The organism is Aestuariimicrobium sp. G57 (genome assembly GCF_050110855.1).
In the GTDB taxonomy this organism is placed as follows: Bacteria; Actinomycetota; Actinomycetes; order Propionibacteriales; family Propionibacteriaceae; genus Aestuariimicrobium.
The window spans coordinates 251,107-267,778 of sequence record NZ_JBNINW010000003.1; the positions used below are offsets into that span (position 1 = coordinate 251,107).

The following is a 16,672-nucleotide window of genomic DNA, read 5'->3' on the forward strand; positions in this document are numbered from 1 at the left end:
GCATGAGCGTCCACCTGGAGTCTTCCTTCGAGGCCAACATTGAGGCCCACCTCGTCGCGCACGGGTGGCACGCCCTCTCCCCCTCCGGCTATGAGCGCTCCGTCGGCCTGTTCCCCGATGAGGTGCTGGCGTTCGTCCGCGACTCACAGCCCAAGGAATGGGCCAGGCTCGTCTCGCGCCACGGCTCCGAACCGCAGGCCCGCGAGAAGTTCCTGAAGCGGGTGACTGACGAGATCGACCGCCGCGGCACCATCAATGTGCTGCGCGACATCGTCAAGGACTCCGGGGTCACGTTCCGGCTGTGCGCGTTCCGGCCCGCGAACTCCCTCACCCCTGAACTCGAGCAACTTTACGCCGCGAACCGGCTCGGAGTCGTCCGCCAGCTGCACCACTCTGAATCGAACCCGGCCGACTCCCTCGACATGGTGCTGGTCGTCAACGGTATCCCGGTCGCGACTGCCGAGCTGAAGAACCCGCTCACCCACCAGAACGTCGAGCACGCGATGGCGCAATACCGCGCCGACCGCAACCCCAACGACCTGATCTTCGCCAAGCGCACGCTGGTGCACTTCGCCGTCGACCCGCACCAGGTCATGATGACCACCCGCCTCGACCGGCAGCACACCCGTTTCCTGCCGTTCAACCAGGGGACCGCCGGCCCCGGTCGCCCCGGAGCCGCGGGCAACCCGGCGCCCACGTCGTCCGATGGGCAGGGCGACTATCAGACCGCCTACCTGTGGCGCGACGTGTGGCAGCGCGATGCCTGGCTCGACCTGCTGCACACGTTCATCCACGCCGAGGGTGACAAGGTGCTGTTCCCGAGGTTCCACCAGTGGCATGCGGTGCGGTCGATCGTCGAAGCCACAAGGCAGGACGGTGCTGGCACCGACCGGCTGGTGCAGCACTCGGCGGGGTCGGGCAAGTCGAACACCATCGCCTGGACGGCGCATTCATTGTCGCGGCTTCACGGGGCTGACGATCGTCCGATCTTTGACAAGGTCGTGGTGATCACCGACCGCAAGGTGCTCGACCGGCAGCTGCAAGAGACGGTGGCGGGGCTCGACCACACGCCGGGAACGATCGTGCGGGTCGACCAGCACTCGAACCAGCTGAAGCAGGCATTGGAGGGCAACGCGGCCCGGATCATCATCACGACGCTGCAGAAGTTCCCGGTGGTGGCGGCCTTCGCGGCGGAAGAGGCCGCCAAGGGTGAGGGCAAGCAGGTCGCCGGGCGCAGCTTCGCGGTGATAGTGGACGAGGCGCATTCATCGAGCAGCGGCGACGCGATGAAGAAGCTGAAGACGGTGCTGGGCAGCGGCGACGCTGAGTCCCAGTTGGAGGCTGCCGAGAAGGCGGAGGCAGGGGTCGACGACGCCCCGGACGCCGAGGACGCCCTGGTCGCGAGCGCGATTGCCCGGGGCAGGCAGCGCAACCTGTCGTTCTTCGCGTTCACGGCGACTCCGAAGCCGAAGACCTTGGACACGTTCGGCGTGCTCGGAGCTGATGGCAACAAGCACCCGTTCCACACCTATTCGATGCGGCAGGCGATCGAGGAGGGGTTCATCCTCGACGTGCTGGCCAACTACACGACGTACGCGACCTATTACCGGTTGGCGAACGCGCAGCTGCGCAACGACCCCGAGTTGGAGCAATCGAAGGCGCGGGCGGCGTTGGCGCGGTTCGTCTCGTTGCACCCCTACCAGCTGGAGCAGAAGGCCGAGGTGATCGTCGAGCACTTCCGGCAGAAGACGGCGCACAAGATCGACGGCCAGGCCAAGGCGATGGTGGTGACCAGGTCGCGGCTGCATGCGGTGCGGACGAAGCAGGCGCTGGACGCCTACATCAAGCGCAAGGGGTACGACACGGGTTCTGGGGCCTTGAAGACGGTGGTGGCGTTCTCGGGTGCCGTGACCGACCCGGACATTCCCGAGGTGGCGTTCACTGAATCGGCGATCAACGGGTTCCCCGAATCGCAGCTGCCGAAACGATTCCGGAACGACGGCTACCAGGTGCTGGTGGTGGCAGAGAAGTACCAGACGGGCTTCGACGAGCCGCTGCTGCACACGATGTATGTGGACAAGAAGCTGTCGGGGGTGAAGGCCGTGCAGACGTTGTCGCGGCTGAACCGGACGCACCCGGGCAAGACGGACACGTTCGTGCTGGACTTCGCGAACTCGGCTGACGAGATCAGGGAGTCGTTCGCACCGTTCTATGAGGAGTCCTTTGCTATGCCGACCGAGCCGAATGTGCTGTACACGATGGAGCACGACCTGCGCTCGGCGGGGGTGCTGGCGCCGGACGAGGTGCGGGCAGGGGCGTTGGCGCTGCTGTCGGAGGACCCGGCACAGCAGCCGGTGATCTATGCGAACCTGACGCCGGCGGTGGGGCGGTTCGTGCTGCTGGAGGACGATGCGCAGGACGAGTTCAGGGGGCGCTTGCAGCATTTCTGCCGGGCGTATGCGTTCGTGGCGCAGGTGATGCCGTGGACTGACCCGGACCTGGAGGAATTGTTCTTGTACGGCCGGGCGCTGTTGACGGAGCTGCCCGCTGGTGAGTCGGACCCGCTGCCGCAGCTGAGCAAAGAGGTACAGCTGACGCACCTGCGGATCGCACTGACGTCGGAGGGGTCGATCGGGCTTGAGGCGTCAGACGAGCCCGGGCAGGCGCTGCCGGGTGGCGGTGTGGGCAAGGCCGCGGAGCCGGTGGTGGACAAGCTGTCGGCGATGATCGCGGCGATGAACGACAAGTTCGGGGCGGATCTGGGCGAGACGGACAAGGTGTGGGTTGAGCAGCAATGGACGGCGGTGAAGGTCGACGATGACCTCAAAACCGTGGCGCTACACAACGACCGGTCACAGTACGAGCTGGTGCTGCAGGAAAAGCTGAAGGAGTTGGTGGTGATGCAGCATGGGAAGAACCAGGTGCTGTTCGACCTGTTCTTCGGGCAGCCGGAGTTCCAGCGGTGGATGGTGGACTACATGGCTGGGACGTATGAGGAGTTCAGGTTCGATGCAAGAGCCTAAGACTCTCAGTCGATCTACCGCGAGGCTAGCGCGAACCCGGATCACTCACCGCCGCCGGGATCGATACCTGCCACGCGATCGCCCACCTCGGACTAGATTCTGCCTCAAAAGCGCTCCACGCGGGTGGCGCAGCCCCACCCTCCGCTTCTTGGCGCTCTCCAACCCTGCGCGACGCGCAAGCACGGGATTGAAGCCGAAATCCGACGACTCAATGTGAGACTGAATCATCCTTTTCATTATCTGCGCATCCGCAGACAAGTCGTCAGTAGTTTCATTGATGAGTTTCTGCAGTCGTTGGATCTCACTGGTTTGCGATGGCGGAAGAGCCGCGACGGCCGCCCGCAATTCCTGCTCCCAATGCACAAACTGAACCAGTCGACTCCTAGCCTCGGTCAATTCCCTATCTAGTTTCTGCCACACCTCAGTATTTGGTTCGACAGCTTCCAGATCGCGAACAAGCCTACGGATTGTGTCGCGAAGTTCGATCGACTCAGATTCACAGATCTCGAGACCTTGTCGACTACTCTCGATGATCCTACTTCGTTCGGCATCCAAACGAATGCTCCGCTCCAACATGCGTCGATTTCTCCTTTCAACTATAAGCCATCTGATCCGACGGCCAAGGTGGTTCACCACCAATGCCGAGATGACGGGGGTGGCGACTCGGAAAGCAATCTCAATCGCTGGAGCAATGAGCAGAAGTGACATCCCGAACGATATGACAAACAGACTCGAACTCACCAACCACCCTTGCGGTTGATAGAGCCCAGCCAGGACCCGCATTACGCATACCTCGACAATCCAGCAGGAAATCATGAACCCGACCCAGAGCAAGCCTTGAATCACGCGAGCCCACCGCGGCTGCTCGTACCAGCGTTGCCCGACAAATCGAAGTTCCACGATAACTGCGAGCGCCAGCACTGGCACGACGGCAGCCACGGTGGCCCAGTAGGTCTCCATGTTGAAAGTGTGCCATACCCTGACGGATAGGCAATCACAAGCGCGGAGACCAAGCAGGCGAGTCTGAATGAACGTCGGCCTTCAGCTACTCCAGACCCCTAGGCCGCAGAAAGGCGAACAACTCCTCCGCGGTAACCCCCGCTACAACTTCGGGATTTGGTCCCGGAAGGTTCGCGAGGATGTCCTTCAGAGACCGTGATGCGCTGCCTCCGAGCACGATGCCGTCTGCGAGAGGCTTGCCGACACGACGACCGTGTCCGGCTCATCTGCTTCAGGTTCCCCGTCGGGTGCAAACACATCGCTCACACCCTTTCCGCCATCACCAGCTCCGCCAGCGGGATCAAGTCGTCCCCACGCTCCAGCGCCCAGAACGCGAACCCGGTCATGTTCGTCACGTCCAGGTGGTGCGCTGCCTCGTCCAGCGAGTCGAACACTTTGGTGCCGTCAATGACCAGTGCCCCGTCGTCGTTGATCACGGCGTCGACGACCCACTCGGGGTCCACGGGGTCGAGCAGGTCGCCTGGCCTGAGCAGTTCCTTCTCGACAAGCTCGACCAGCGTCGGTTCCTGAACGGTTTCACGGGCCTCTGCGGATGGCTCTACCGGCTGCGCGATGCCCCCTGAAAGCTGGATGAATGCGTCCCGGGTCACCTCCGCCATGAGCGACCGTCGCGCAGAGAGGAACTCGTCATACTCCATGTGCTCCCATCCCTGCGGCAGGGCATGGAAGTACATCTGGTTCGCGAGCCACTCATCATTCTTGGCACGTGCGGCGACGAGGTTTGGCCAGTACTCCGCGGGGGCTTTGTTCGAGATCGTGATGTTCGTGCTCCAGTCCGTGGGCGCGAAGTTGCCGACCTGGTTGATGCGCTTGATGTCAGTGATGCCCAGCACCTTCTCCTGGTAGTCGCGCGGGAACAGATGATGCAATTCTGTGCCCTTGACCGCCGGCTGCGACGGGTCCATCCAGTCGCGCACGCGGGAGTCGAGCATGAACATCGGGGCGTCCAGCACGTTGAGCGATGCGAGGTAGCACTGGTAGTGGGGCGACAGTCCCGGACCTGAGGTGATGAAGTGCTGCGGCAGGCTGTACCGCCAGAAGTCCGGCGTCAGCTGCCCGCCGATGATCTCGTTGAGCACCCGGACGAAGCCCTCCGCATCGCCCCGCTCAACGGCTTCGAGTCGGTCCAGATCCTTTTGGATCTGCGATTCCGACGACCCGGTATAACGCGCGGTCAGCTGCGACATGAACAACCAGCGGGCGATGAGGGTGCGCAGTTCGGCGAGTGGGACCGCGTAGCGAGTGCGTCCCAGCAGGAAGATCACGTAGCTGTAGATGATGTTCATGTTCGACGTGACGTTCTGGGCCGATCGGAACCCAGCAGTCTGGATCGCGTGGATGTACTCAGTCCAGCTGACCTTGTCAGTCACGATCGGCAGCGCTGCCTTGAGCTTGCCCAACTCCGACTCCTGACGCTCCGAGTTCACGAAGCCTGTCGTCGGGTCCTTGGCCTGCAGCGCAGCGTACGCGTCCTGCAGCCGGCCGCGACGCTGGCCAACGGCCACCATCGCCCGCACCAGGTGCCCTGTTTCCACGGCGATGTAGGGGTTGTACGCCGTCCAGTTCACGCGCTTGCGACTGATCTCCGATGCACGCTGGGGCGAGATGCGCGAGTTGCGGGCGAACTCCTCGATCGCCTCGCGACCCTCGGGCCAGAAAACACTGAGCCACGTCAGGATGTAGTCGTACGCCTTCAACCGCACACCCTCAGAGTTGATCCGCACGAAGACGTCCGCCACCAGCGCCTTGTCCGCCTCCTTCTGGATGTGGACGACATCGAACTGGTAGTTCTTTAGTTCGCTGAGCTTGGCAAAGACTTCTTCGATACGTTCTTCAGCATCCTCGACCAGCTCGTTGTCGCTCGCTTCGAGGCGCTTGATGAAGTCCTTCCGGGCACGGATCGGCGAGTCGAAGCACTGGGAGATGTCCTCCACCCACTGCACCGACTTGGCAATGAGCGGGGTCCTGACTTCGAACTTTTCACTGAATGGGTTGAACGAGATCGTGATCTTGCGCTCGCGGTAGGCCTCATCCCTCACTGCATGCCCCTGCATCGCAGCGAACAGGCTTGTGAGCCGCTGTTGGCCGTCGATGATCTGGTGGCTGGCGGCCAGCTCGGCACGGCCGGCGATGCTGCGGGTCTCCCCCTCGGCTGCGACGTCCCAGAACATCAGCTCACCAACCGGGTAGCCGCGGTACATCGAGTCGAACAAGTCTCTTACCTTGGTTCCCGGCCACACGAAGGGCCGCTGCAGGTCAGGGAGTTGAATGGTGCCCGTCTTCACCCCATTGACAAGCTGATCAACCTGCCACGACACAGTCTTGAAGATTGCCGCCACGATTCAAACCTCTCTGCAGATGGGTTGGCCTCACTGCAGCCAGTACACCGCATTGCGCCACAGCCCACGCCGAGAACACCAGATCAACCGGCCTTTTCACCCCGCCACACCCGCCTGCCATCATCAACCCATGGCCGACTTCACCATCACTATCTCCACCGGCACCCTCGCCAGCCCCTCCGACTCTGCCGTCCGCTTCCCCCACCGCTGGACCACCAAAGGCGTCACCGTCGACGCCCCCTTCACCGGCGGACACCTGCTGCTCCTGGCCCCGGCTGCCTGCGTCCTCAACGACACCTACCGCGAGGCCGACCGTCTCGGCATCACCGTCGACGGCGTACGGGTCATCGCCTCCGGGGGTCTGGACGAGAGCACGTGGCACTCGACAGGCATCACCTACTCGGTGCTGGTCGACAGCCCAGCCCCGATCGCCACCGTCAACGACCTCGTCGCCCTGGTCGATGCGGTCGCCGAGATCCCGAAGGCCCTGCGCGCCGGCACCACCGTCGAACGGGTCGCCCCGCCACCGCCCTGATCACCCAGCAACGTGCATCGACTGCGCCACATCTCCCTGAATCGCGCCGTTTCTCACCGGTCGATGCACATTGCTGGGCCACCTGCACGGCATGTCGCCCACGTCAGTCCGGACGCCAGGGGCTATTGACGGGCTCGGTCGTCCCGCCCGACAGCTTTGCCAAGCCGTTACCTGCCGTGGACACTCGTGTCGGTGGCCAGCCAGGTTATACCGGACGCGTGAATCGCCATCAGGGACCCGTCCAGCTGCTCGGGCACCGGCCCCCCAGAGAACCGAACCAGCGCTCCAACATCCAAGTCCTGACAAGGGGATTTGTGGTCACCTCCCAACCAAGAGCTGACAACCCCCGCCCGCGCGGACGAGGTAGCCCAGCAAGCCCTCGGTCACCGGCAACCCGTCGAGCTGCTCACGGGTGAACCAGCGCGCGTCACACCCACACCACCCACACCACGGCCGCCGCCAGCAGCACGTCGAGCACCATACAGAATTCCGCCAGCGATCGACCCACCACCCGCCCCGAGCGGTGGTGGCACAAGTCCCAGGCCGCGTGGCCCAGCAGACCCGCCGCCACCAGCAGCCCACCGACGACGGGCTCCGAACGCAGCGCGATCCACGCCACCGACCCGCAGACAACCATCGCCGCCGTCTGCAACGGGAACGCCCACCACGGCCCGTCGTGCCGTGCCACCAGCCCGACGACCGCCAGCACGGCTGCCATCCCCAGCAGCCAGGGCAACCCCTCGACGCCGAAGAACTTGTCGACGCCGACCACCACGAAGGTGACCGCGAACATCCACCAAGCAGCCATCGCACGACCGATCACCGCTGCAGCCAGGTAGACCAGCCCCGAGGCGGCCACCACCGGGGCAACGTCACGCCCGTCGCCGAGTCCGTAGACCGTGCCCGCCGCGACGAGCACCCCCAGCGCCGCTGGCCAGCTGCGCCGCCACGGCGAGCCCCCACGCCCGGCGCCCTGTGCCGCCGCACGCTCGTCCTTGGTTGCCGTGGAGCTCATCTCGCACCTCATTCACTCAAATTTCTTGAACATCACCGTCCAAGTTACGTAAACTGTACACGTCAGTTTGGTTTCGCACCACCCCCAGATTCGAGAACGAAGGAGCCCGCCATGACACCCACCACCAACGACGTCATCAACCACTTCAACCAGGCGTTCGCCGACCATGACCCCGCGCTGCTTCACGACCTGGTCGCCGAAGACTGCGTCATGGAGGCCATCCAGCCCGCCCCCGACGGCGCCCGCACCGAAGGACGCGCCGACTGCCTCGCCTTCTGGGAAGCCCTCAGCAGCGACGCGACCACCCTGTTCCGCCCCGAACAGGTCTGGATCAACGGGGACCGCGCCACGATCCTGTGGCGGTTCCACTTCGGGCAGTCGCTCGCCGAGTCCGTGCGCGGCGTCACCCTGATGCGCGTGCGCCACGGCCAGATCGTCGAGGCACTGGCCTATTCCAAGACCGGGGACGTCCCACTCGCGGCCGACACCAGCCGCTGAACCGCACCACCGCACCGCCGCACCGAAGTTTGCCGACATCAAACGTTACGACGCCGTGGACGGCGGGCCGTTGTTCTGAGCCGGCCCTGGCCCGGCCGCCCTCAGCGGCCCCAACCTGCCCGGGCGAGGAACTCGACGAGACCCTCGGTGAGCGGTTGGCCGTCGAGTTCATCGGGGGTGAACCAGCGGGCGTCGTCCGCATCATCACCGGCCAGCAGCACCCCGCCCACGACCGTCGCCGCAAAGTCGTGCACCTCATAGACCCGGCCCGGCCCGCCCGCCAGGTCGATCGCCCACAGTTCGCGTCCGACCTCGATGACCAGCCCGGTCTCTTCGAGCACCTCACGAGCCGCCGCCTGCGCCAGCGTCTCGCCGGGTTCGACCGAGCCGCCCGGCACCGACCACCGATCCTGCTGCGGCGGATGGCCGCGCCGGACGAGCAGCACGCGTCCAAGATCATCGATGACGACTGCGCCGGCGGCCAGCACACGCTTCATCGCGACTCCCTCCATGGGCATGCACCTGACGAATAAATCGCGTGACAATGACCCGTCAGCACGCCTACCGTCGATGACATGACACAACCAACTTTTGCCTGGCACCAGCCATTGGCGCACGGCACCACTGTACGCGCCGGCCCCCCTCTTGCATGGATTCGCCGAGCCACGCATTCCATCGTCCGCGCCACCCTGAACGACCACTTCGAACCCCAGGCCGACAAGGCATCCAACACCCACCGAGCCCAGATCGAGCACCAGCTGTGGGCCAGCATCAGAAACTCGATTCGCTGATGTCGGCGTCGACTCATTGCGGCGGCCGACAGATTGAAAACCCCATTTCGCCGCACGCCCCCGACAATCGACCCGCCGAGAGGTCGTTATCTGCAGATCCCACGCGGTTGAATTTGCAGATAACGACCTCGCGCTGTGCCTGCGGCCACTGACACCTGGGCGGGGACACGACGTGACGCGCAGCCCATCCCTGCACAGCCGCTGGGCGCGCCAGCCGAACCTCCACCGAGAGGTCGACATCTGCAGATCCGGACGACAGGTTCTGCAGATCGTGACCTCTCGACGAAACTGAGTGCAACCACAGGGTTGCACTCATAGCCAACGCGTGCCAGACTGGTCTGCAACCACTGAGTTGCATCCCCATCAGGAGGACACCACCATGACCACCACCCGCAACCCCGAATCGGTGATCGACGCCGACACCTTCAGCGTGCGCCGCACGATCCACATCAACGCGCCGCTCGAGAAGGTCTGGCGCACCGTGACCGAACCCGAACTCATCTCGCAATGGTTCGGCCAGGTCGAGCTCACCGGCCGCGGCACCGGAGCTGTCGGCACCATTGGCTGGCCCGGCCAGGCCCACGGCCCGATCCGGGTCGAGGCCTTCGACCCCCCGACGCACGTGTCGTACCGCTGGTGCAGCGACCTCGACACCGGCCCGGCGACCGTCGACGATGCACACTCGACGGTCTTCACCTTCACCCTCGAGGAAACCCCGGAAGGCACGCAGCTCACCGTCGTCGAGACCGGCTTCGAGACCGCCGCCGACCCTGCCGCACTGATGGCCGACCACCGCGGCGGTTGGGACGGGGAGCTCGACAAGCTCGTCGCCCTGCTCGAGCGGACCGCATGAGCAGCGAGGCGCTGCTCGACCGGACCGTGGTCGCCATGTGCAGTGCGCTCGGCGATGAGACCCGGTGGAGCATCCTCACCGCCCTGGGCGAGGGCGACGCCTCGGCGTCCGCCCTGGCCCGGCGCCTGCCCGTGAGCCGGCAGGCCATCGCCAAACACCTCGCGGTGCTGCATGAAGTCGGGCTGGTCGAGACGATCCAGTCCGGACGCGAGGTGCAGTACCGGGTGGTCGGCGCCGAACTCAGCACCACGGCCCGCCGCCTCGAGGCCATCGGCATCGAATGGGATCGCCGCCTGGCCGCCATCAAGCAGATCGCCGAAGGCCTCTGAAACGCGACCCCACCCACGCCGCGCCTACCCCTGGGGAACATACAGATCTATCCCCAGGGGCAGATGCGCCGAGGCAGTCCGCAGTGGTTGCCTCGAACCATGTCGAATGCATCCCTGCAACACACGACCCTTGCCGGGCACAGGGCCCTCATCATTGGCGCGAACGGCGGCATCGGGTCTGCCATCGCGCACGCCCTCGGTACCGCCGGAGCCGACCTGGTGCTGGCCGCACGCGACGGCGACCGCCTTGAGCAGCTGCACGCCGCACTCGCGGCCGCGGGCATGAACAGCCACGTCGTCCCCACCGATGTCACCGACGATGACGCGGTGCAGGCACTCGTCGAGCAGGCCGCCGGGTTCGACATTGCCGTCAACAACGCCGGAACCGCCCACCGGCCCACCCCCCTCGGTGAGCTGCCGATCGACGAGGCCGACCGGGTGCTGCAGACCACGCTGCGCGGCGTACTGGTGGCGATGCACCACGAGCTGGCCGCGCTGCCCGACGGCGGCTGCATCGTGAACATTGCCTCGACCGCGGGCCTGTCCGGCGCACCCGGCATGGGCGCCTACGTCGCCGCCAAACACGCCGTCATCGGGCTCACCCGCACGGCCGCGCTCGACTACGCCCACCGTGGCATCCGCGTCAACGCCGTCGCCCCCGGCTCGATCGATTCGGGACGGATCAGCGCCCAGCCCGACGAGACCCGGCGGCTGATCGCGGGCACGGCACCACTGGGCCGGCTCGGCCACCCGGACGAGGTCGCCGCCGCAGTCGCCTGGCTTGTCAGCCCTGCGTCGTCCTATACCACCGGCACCGTGCTGACTGTCGACGGCGGCAAGGGCGCACGCGGCGCCTGACCAGATCACCCCAGGAGGAACCATGACCACCCCCGACAGCCCACCGGCTGCGGCGCAGCTGCAGTACGTGCACCTCGAGAAGCTTTACGGGTACCTGCCCGGCCTGGCCATGAGTCTGCCGGCGATCCTCGGCATGACACCCGACGAGTACGCCCGCATCCGTGACGGGTTCGATGCACAGGCACGCACTGCCGCGTACGCGCTGCTGCGTGGCGCGGACTTCGCCGACGCCGTCACGCGCCTGCCGTTCACGCGCGGCGCACGCATCCTCGCCGTCGGCGACAGCGTCACCGACGATCTGCAGTCGTGGGCCGAGATCCTGCGGCACGCACTGACCCTGGCCCGACCGGACGACGACCTGACCCTGGTCAACGCCGGCCTGTCCGCCCACACCACGGCGATGGTGCTGCGCCGCTGGCCCTCGATGCTCCACCCGGCGCCGGACTGGATCATCTGTGGGCTCGGCGGCAACGACGTCACCCGCATCGCCGGTGGCAAGCCCCAGGTCTCGTTGGCCGAGAGCATCGCGAACCTGGTCGAGCTGCGCCGCATTGCCGCCGAACGCACGAGCACGCGCTGGGTGTGGCTCACCCCGGTCCCGGTCGATGAGCAACGCATGGCAGCACACCCGGCGTTCCAGTTCGGGTCCAGCAGCTGGCACAACGCCGACATCACCGCGTTGGCCGATGCGGTGAAGGCGTTTGACGACCCGGTCGTCGACCTGGTGCAGGTGTTCGGCGTGCCAGCGCGGGCCGACCTGCAGGGACCCGACGGCGTGCACCCATCACTCGCCGGTCAGCAGGCGATCGTCGCGGCCCTGGTCGGGGTGCTGACGTCGTGACCCGTCGCCGGGTGTGACGAGTCCGTTGTCGAAGGCGAAGACCACCGCCGCGGCCCGGTCTCGCAGGTCGAGCTTGGTGAAGACATGGCTGACGTGGGTCTTGACAGTGCCCGCGCCCACGTACAGCCGGGCGGCGATCTCGGAGTTCGACAGCCCCGCCCCGATGAGGGTGAGGACGTCCCTCTCTCGTGGCGTGAGCGATCGACAGGGGTCCCCTGCCACGAGCGGTGATTGGAGCGGCATCGGCCTCATCCTCCCAAGAACTTGGACTTCGCTGCCCACCTTAGGTACTCGTACGGGGCTGTTCAAGAAGATTCCAGCCGTGGTGCGCGAAGCGCTCATCGAGAGGCCACTTTCTGCAGATCCGGACGACGGGTTCTGCAGATATCGACCTCTCGAAGGCCGCCGTAGGCCTGGGCAACGGTCGTCCGGGCCGCGCAGGAGTCATAACCCCTCGCGACGCTTGCGGCGGAGAAGACAGCGGCGCTCGGGCGGCACAGCAAGAACACCCACAGTCAGTGCCAGCGGAGCTCCACGTGCGTGTGCTCCACGATCGAAGACACCGATACCGACGTGAAATAGGCGCCGACGGGCCCACCCCCGACCCCGGCCAGGGCACCCAGACCGTCAGCTGTCAAGGTTGCCAGCACATGTGCCGTGCTGGCACGGGCGTCCGAGTCCGGGGCGGGCATCGCGGCATCGCTCGCCAGAACCGCCAGCACGGCGAGGCAGGCCGGCCCGGACGTCGCATCCTGGCTGGCCTCTTCGAGGAGGGCCCGCAGGCGCCCTTCCAGCGGAGCCAGCCCGGTCGCCGAACCCAGCGCCGCCCGCACCGCCTCGAACCCGCTGAGCAGTCGTGTGGCATCCACGGCGGTGATGTAACCCAGCCGTTCATAGATCGGCAGCAGACCCTTGACCAGGCCCAGCACGCCGCCGCCATTCTCGTCGGCGAGCTGCTCCAGACCACGCAGCACCTCGTCGTGGATGGCTCCCGCAGACAGCGCTTGCGCCCGCGCCTGGTCACCCGCGCCCATCAGCGACTCGCCGGGCGAGAAACCGGGGGGAAGTGTCAGCCATCCGGGCAGTGCGATTGATGCAGCCATGTCGTTCACATCCTTCTGCAGGATCACGAATAGGTGACGTGGACATCGAGATGCGCGGCCACGTACGACGCGGCGACGCAGCTGGCCACGCCGCCGAGGAAGAACATGCCCACCGCATCCGCGGCCCCGATCTCGGCGGCTGAGGGATCATCGACCATGCGCGTCCCGCCGCTTGCGGCCACGCTGAGCACCTGTAGGGCGAAGGGCGTCGAGTAGGGGTCCGCGACCGCCTGTGCGTACAGGTCATGCAGCACCGACGATGCCGACTCGCGTGCCGCCTGCGTGCCGCCACCTGCCTTCTCGAACGCCTCGAAGCAGGCCATGATGCGCCCGGCGTCGGCGGCGGTCACATGGCCGAGGGACTGGTATTCGGCCAGCGCCCCTGTGATGACCCCCATGAGCCCACCGCCGTTGGCCTCGCCGAGTCGGCGCAAGGCTGCCACTGACTCCGCGTGCGCCGCACCCAGTCCCAGTGCGAATTGCCTTGTCGCGGCATCATTCCTCCACGCCGGGGATTCCGTGGGCGGCACGGGCGCGAACGGTGGCGGGAACAACGCCGACCACCAGTCCGGAAGGGGGATTGCCAGCGGTTCAGCCATGCCGCACCTCGCCTCACGCGAATGCCATCAACGGTTCGTAAATGGTACTAAAATGCTACGACTTCCCTGGCCTGTTGGGAAGAGGTGGCAGACCGTCACTCCCCGCGACATGCAACAACCCCCGCCCTCTGCAGGACGGGGGTTGTGTGGTGGAGCTAAGGGGATTCGAACCCCTGACCTTCTCATTGCGAACGAGACGCGCTACCAACTGCGCCATAGCCCCTTCACCGCCGAACATCTCGACAGCGTCCTACAGACTACACCTGCCCCTGCCCGACCCACAAAACCACCCTCACCCCAGATCGCAGGACGCCGTGCCGCCCGGCAGCCGGTGCCGGTGGCGCGCCACCCACGTGTACACGGGCCGGGCGACCACCTGCACAGCCCGGGTGCGCAACACCCGCCCGACCAATCGCCACCCGACCCACCGGCACGACACCAGCGCCTCGGCGATCGCCGCCGCGCCCCACACCACGCTGCCGTCCGACCTCACATACGGCACCTCGACCATCGCGCGCTCGACATCGACGCCAGCGGCATCCACCCCGGGCGCCGTGACTGCCTCGTCCAGCACCGAGAACGGACGCACCGCACCCCGCGACCGCCGCGCCAACCAGGTGGCGCAGCGGACGCAGAACCCGCAATCGGGGTCGTAGAGCAAGACCCCGCCCTCGCGCTGATCAGGCGTGCTGGTCCTCCGCATGCTGGGCCGGCTGGTGCGACCAGGCCGGGGGCTCGTCGTTGCCCGCCTCGTCATCCGACTCGGCGATCTCTTTGGTGGCGTGCACCTTGCCCGCGGCGTGGTGCACCGGCGCATAGACCGTGTACAGCTGCAGCGGCTCGTCGCCGATGTTGGTGACGTTGTGCCAGGTGCCGGCGGGCACCAGGATGCAGTCGCCGTCACCGACCTCGCGCTCGAAGTCGAGGTTGTCCTGCGAGGGCCCGATCTGCACGCGGCCCCGACCGGCGTCGACACGCAGGAACTGGTCGGTCTCGGGGTGCTCCTCGAGACCGATGTCATCGCCCACCGGGATCGACATCAGCGTCAGCTGCAGGTAACGACCGCTCCAGGCCACCGTGCGGTAGGTGTGGTTGTTGACGGTCGCGTGCTCGAGGTTGAAGGAATCGGGATGTGGTCCGTTGTCACTGATGGCTGCATTCATGGCGGGTCTCCTTCCAACGGGGCACTTCACCGGTGAGTGCCGTTGTCACGATGCTAGTCGGCGTCCCGACAGCGCACCGGGACGGGGTGGACAGCACAGATGCCGACCTCCCGGTGACCTCCACCGTTCCCCGGACCAGCCGTTCGGCAGCTGACCCTGCTCACATATCCTCGAGGTCATGCGCCTAGGAATCGACCTTGGAACCACCCGAACCCTTGTTGCCCGCGTTGACCGCGGCAACTACCCGGTGGTGACCTTCTTCGACGCCGAGGGCGACGCCCACGACCACTTTCCCAGCGTCGCCGCCCACCACCCCGAACGAGGACTGCTGTTCGGGTTCTTGGCCCTCGAGGCGGCCCGCACCGATGACCTGAGGGTCATCCGCTCGATCAAGCGCCGCCTGGCCTACCCCGACGTGAACACCCAGACCACGATGAGCATCGGTGGCCAGCCCGTGCCCATCGTCGATGTGCTGGCCGGGTTCCTCACTGCCCTGCGCACAGCAATCATTGAGCAGTCGTCGATCACGGACGAATTCGGTGCCGACGAGGACATCGAGACCATGATCGCCGTGCCTGCACATGCCCCCGGCGTGCAGCGCTACCTGACGCTCGAGGCGTTCCGCCGGGCCGGGTTCGACGTGCTGGGTGTGGTCAACGAGCCCTCGGCCGCAGGGTTCGAATACACCCACCGCCAACCGCGCACGCTCAACTCGAAGCGCACCCAGGTGATCATCTACGACCTCGGCGGCGGCACGTTCGACTCGTCGCTGATCAGGGTCGACGGCACCGCGCATGAAGTGCTCGACACCGCCGGCAACAACCGGCTGGGCGGCGATGACTTCGACGTGACGCTGGCCCAGGTGGCACTCGCGACGATCAAGCGCGACCCCAATACCCTTGACGTGCGGTCATTCGAGCGGCTGGTTGACGACAGCCGTTCCGCCAAGGAGTCCATCAACCCGCAGACCCGCCGCCTGGCCATCGATGTCGACGGCACGTATGCCACGGTGCCGGTCGCCGATTTCTATGCCGAAGCGGTCTCGCTGGTCGACCGCACCGTCGAGACGATGACCCCACTGATCGGCGGGCTGGACGACCAGGGCCAGGCCAGCCTCGGCGACACCGAGGTCGCGGGCATCTACCTGGTGGGCGGCGCCTCAGGACTGCCGCTGGTGGCCCGTCGCCTGCGCGAACAGTTCGGCCGACGGGTGCACCGCTCGCCGTACCCTGCCGCGTCCACGGCCATCGGCCTGGCAATCGCCGCCGACGAGACGGCCGGGTTCAGCCTGCGTGACCGGCTCAGTCGCGGCTTCGGGGTGTTCCGTGAGGCGGACGATGGACAGGGCATCAGCTTCGACCAGATCTTCGACCGCACCACGGTGACAGGCGAGGACACCTTCGAGGTGATCCGTCGCTACCGCCCGCAGCACAACATCGGTTGGTTCAGGTTCGTCGAATACGCCCACGTCGACAGCCACGACCTGCCCACTGGTGACATCGTGCCGTTCGCCGAACTGCTGTTCCCCTATGCGCGTGAGCTGCGCGGCACCGACCTGACCGAGGTGCCGGTGAAGCGGGTCGGCGAGGGCCCGATGATCGAGGAGCGCTACCTGATCGACCCGCACGGAATCGTCGAGGTGCATGTGACCGACCTGAACAACAACTACACGATCAGCCGGGTGCTGGGCGAGAACGCCTGAGCC

The 16,672-nt window shown here is 66.1% G+C and carries 17 protein-coding genes and 1 tRNA gene; 8 read left to right on the forward strand and 10 right to left on the reverse strand.

The genetic code is table 11. The annotated features are described in order from the left end of the window. Positions 1-2: 2 nt before the first annotated feature. Positions 3-3,023, forward strand: a complete 3,021-nt coding sequence (locus ACQCX5_RS08200; RefSeq protein ID WP_434541541.1) for a type I restriction endonuclease subunit R — start codon at positions 3-5, stop codon at positions 3,021-3,023. A gap of 45 nt (positions 3,024-3,068) precedes the next feature. Here the strand turns inward: ACQCX5_RS08200 and ACQCX5_RS08205 are convergent, their stop codons facing one another. After that, on the reverse strand, positions 3,069-3,983 hold the full coding sequence (locus tag ACQCX5_RS08205; protein WP_434541542.1) for a hypothetical protein: 915 nt from the start codon (positions 3,981-3,983) through the stop codon (positions 3,069-3,071). Positions 3,984-4,285: 302 nt separating this feature from the next. Beyond that, positions 4,286-6,382, reverse strand: a complete 2,097-nt coding sequence (locus tag ACQCX5_RS08210) for a GmrSD restriction endonuclease domain-containing protein (protein ID WP_434541543.1) — start codon at positions 6,380-6,382, stop codon at positions 4,286-4,288. Between the two features lie 130 nt (positions 6,383-6,512). On the opposite strand from ACQCX5_RS08210, the gene ACQCX5_RS08215 reads away from it, so the two are divergent. After that, the gene (locus ACQCX5_RS08215; RefSeq protein WP_434541544.1) at positions 6,513-6,917 is read left to right on the forward strand and encodes an OsmC family protein; all 405 of its coding nucleotides are present in this window, start codon (positions 6,513-6,515) and stop codon (positions 6,915-6,917) included. Between the two features lie 427 nt (positions 6,918-7,344). Here the strand turns inward: ACQCX5_RS08215 and ACQCX5_RS08220 are convergent, their stop codons facing one another. Further along, positions 7,345-7,932 carry a hypothetical protein gene (locus ACQCX5_RS08220; RefSeq protein WP_434541545.1) on the reverse strand — a complete coding sequence of 196 codons (588 nt, stop codon included), beginning with the start codon at positions 7,930-7,932 and terminating at the stop codon, positions 7,345-7,347. Between the two features lie 111 nt (positions 7,933-8,043). On the opposite strand from ACQCX5_RS08220, the gene ACQCX5_RS08225 reads away from it, so the two are divergent. Then, entirely contained in the window at positions 8,044-8,430 is a 387-nt protein-coding gene (locus ACQCX5_RS08225; protein WP_434541546.1) for a nuclear transport factor 2 family protein, read from the forward strand. Positions 8,431-8,531: 101 nt separating this feature from the next. Here ACQCX5_RS08225 and ACQCX5_RS08230 read toward each other — a convergent pair whose 3' ends face one another. After that, positions 8,532-8,927, reverse strand: a complete 396-nt coding sequence (locus ACQCX5_RS08230) for an NUDIX hydrolase (protein WP_434541547.1) — start codon at positions 8,925-8,927, stop codon at positions 8,532-8,534. A 673-nt stretch (positions 8,928-9,600) separates the two neighbouring features. Between ACQCX5_RS08230 and ACQCX5_RS08235 the strand changes: the two genes are divergently transcribed. The 4 genes from ACQCX5_RS08235 (at position 9,601) to ACQCX5_RS08250 (ending at position 12,102) form a co-directional block, all read left to right on the forward strand. Next, on the forward strand, positions 9,601-10,074 hold the full coding sequence (locus ACQCX5_RS08235) for an SRPBCC family protein (RefSeq protein ID WP_434541548.1): 474 nt from the start codon (positions 9,601-9,603) through the stop codon (positions 10,072-10,074). Then, complete coding sequence (locus tag ACQCX5_RS08240; protein ID WP_434541549.1) at positions 10,071-10,403, forward strand: ArsR/SmtB family transcription factor; 333 nt, start codon at positions 10,071-10,073, stop codon at positions 10,401-10,403. The genes ACQCX5_RS08235 and ACQCX5_RS08240 overlap by 4 nt, the downstream gene beginning before the upstream one ends. A gap of 99 nt (positions 10,404-10,502) precedes the next feature. After that, positions 10,503-11,261: an SDR family NAD(P)-dependent oxidoreductase gene (locus ACQCX5_RS08245; RefSeq protein ID WP_434541550.1), complete on the forward strand. Its 759-nt coding sequence runs from the start codon at positions 10,503-10,505 to the stop codon at positions 11,259-11,261. Between the two features lie 22 nt (positions 11,262-11,283). Continuing rightward, entirely contained in the window at positions 11,284-12,102 is an 819-nt protein-coding gene (locus ACQCX5_RS08250) for an SGNH/GDSL hydrolase family protein (protein ID WP_434541551.1), read from the forward strand. On the opposite strand, the gene ACQCX5_RS08255 is transcribed toward ACQCX5_RS08250, so the two are convergent. The 6 genes from ACQCX5_RS08255 to ACQCX5_RS08280 form a co-directional block, all read right to left on the reverse strand. Then, the gene (locus ACQCX5_RS08255) at positions 12,046-12,345 is read right to left on the reverse strand and encodes a response regulator transcription factor (protein ID WP_434541552.1); all 300 of its coding nucleotides are present in this window, start codon (positions 12,343-12,345) and stop codon (positions 12,046-12,048) included. The two genes, ACQCX5_RS08250 and ACQCX5_RS08255, sit on opposite strands and share 57 nt — an antisense overlap. Positions 12,346-12,617: 272 nt before the next feature. Then, the gene (locus tag ACQCX5_RS08260) at positions 12,618-13,232 is read right to left on the reverse strand and encodes a hypothetical protein (RefSeq protein WP_434541553.1); all 615 of its coding nucleotides are present in this window, start codon (positions 13,230-13,232) and stop codon (positions 12,618-12,620) included. Continuing rightward, a complete protein-coding gene (locus tag ACQCX5_RS08265; RefSeq protein WP_434541554.1) occupies positions 13,229-13,648 on the reverse strand; it encodes a hypothetical protein in 420 nt (139 codons plus the stop codon). The genes ACQCX5_RS08260 and ACQCX5_RS08265 overlap by 4 nt, the downstream gene beginning before the upstream one ends. Before the next feature lie 303 nt (positions 13,649-13,951). Further along, positions 13,952-14,027, reverse strand: a tRNA-Ala gene (locus ACQCX5_RS08270). A gap of 69 nt (positions 14,028-14,096) precedes the next feature. After that, positions 14,097-14,507 carry a thiol-disulfide oxidoreductase DCC family protein gene (locus ACQCX5_RS08275; RefSeq protein ID WP_434541555.1) on the reverse strand — a complete coding sequence of 137 codons (411 nt, stop codon included), beginning with the start codon at positions 14,505-14,507 and terminating at the stop codon, positions 14,097-14,099. Next, positions 14,485-14,967 carry a cupin domain-containing protein gene (locus ACQCX5_RS08280; protein ID WP_434541556.1) on the reverse strand — a complete coding sequence of 161 codons (483 nt, stop codon included), beginning with the start codon at positions 14,965-14,967 and terminating at the stop codon, positions 14,485-14,487. The genes ACQCX5_RS08275 and ACQCX5_RS08280 overlap by 23 nt, the downstream gene beginning before the upstream one ends. 178 nt (positions 14,968-15,145) lie before the next feature. Here ACQCX5_RS08280 and ACQCX5_RS08285 point away from each other — a divergent pair, with 178 nt between their 5' ends. Then, positions 15,146-16,669 carry an Hsp70 family protein gene (locus ACQCX5_RS08285; RefSeq protein WP_434541557.1) on the forward strand — a complete coding sequence of 508 codons (1,524 nt, stop codon included), beginning with the start codon at positions 15,146-15,148 and terminating at the stop codon, positions 16,667-16,669. The last annotated feature ends 3 nt before the right edge of the window (positions 16,670-16,672 follow it).

Bases quoted from the DNA above. Each gene is read 5' to 3' on its own strand.
- ACQCX5_RS08200 (WP_434541541.1), top strand. From the start codon at position 3: ATGAGCGTCCACCTGGAGTCTTCCTTCGAGGCCAACATTGAGGCCCAC.
- ACQCX5_RS08205 (WP_434541542.1), bottom strand. From the start codon at position 3,983: ATGGAGACCTACTGGGCCACCGTGGCTGCCGTCGTGCCAGTGCTGGCG.
- ACQCX5_RS08215 (WP_434541544.1), top strand. From the start codon at position 6,513: ATGGCCGACTTCACCATCACTATCTCCACCGGCACCCTCGCCAGCCCC.
- ACQCX5_RS08220 (WP_434541545.1), bottom strand. From the start codon at position 7,932: ATGAGCTCCACGGCAACCAAGGACGAGCGTGCGGCGGCACAGGGCGCC.
- ACQCX5_RS08225 (WP_434541546.1), top strand. From the start codon at position 8,044: ATGACACCCACCACCAACGACGTCATCAACCACTTCAACCAGGCGTTC.
- ACQCX5_RS08230 (WP_434541547.1), bottom strand. From the start codon at position 8,927: ATGAAGCGTGTGCTGGCCGCCGGCGCAGTCGTCATCGATGATCTTGGA.
- ACQCX5_RS08235 (WP_434541548.1), top strand. From the start codon at position 9,601: ATGACCACCACCCGCAACCCCGAATCGGTGATCGACGCCGACACCTTC.
- ACQCX5_RS08240 (WP_434541549.1), top strand. From the start codon at position 10,071: ATGAGCAGCGAGGCGCTGCTCGACCGGACCGTGGTCGCCATGTGCAGT.
- ACQCX5_RS08245 (WP_434541550.1), top strand. From the start codon at position 10,503: ATGTCGAATGCATCCCTGCAACACACGACCCTTGCCGGGCACAGGGCC.
- ACQCX5_RS08250 (WP_434541551.1), top strand. From the start codon at position 11,284: ATGACCACCCCCGACAGCCCACCGGCTGCGGCGCAGCTGCAGTACGTG.
- ACQCX5_RS08255 (WP_434541552.1), bottom strand. From the start codon at position 12,345: ATGCCGCTCCAATCACCGCTCGTGGCAGGGGACCCCTGTCGATCGCTC.
- ACQCX5_RS08275 (WP_434541555.1), bottom strand. From the start codon at position 14,507: ATGCGGAGGACCAGCACGCCTGATCAGCGCGAGGGCGGGGTCTTGCTC.
- ACQCX5_RS08280 (WP_434541556.1), bottom strand. From the start codon at position 14,967: ATGAATGCAGCCATCAGTGACAACGGACCACATCCCGATTCCTTCAAC.
- ACQCX5_RS08285 (WP_434541557.1), top strand. From the start codon at position 15,146: ATGCGCCTAGGAATCGACCTTGGAACCACCCGAACCCTTGTTGCCCGC.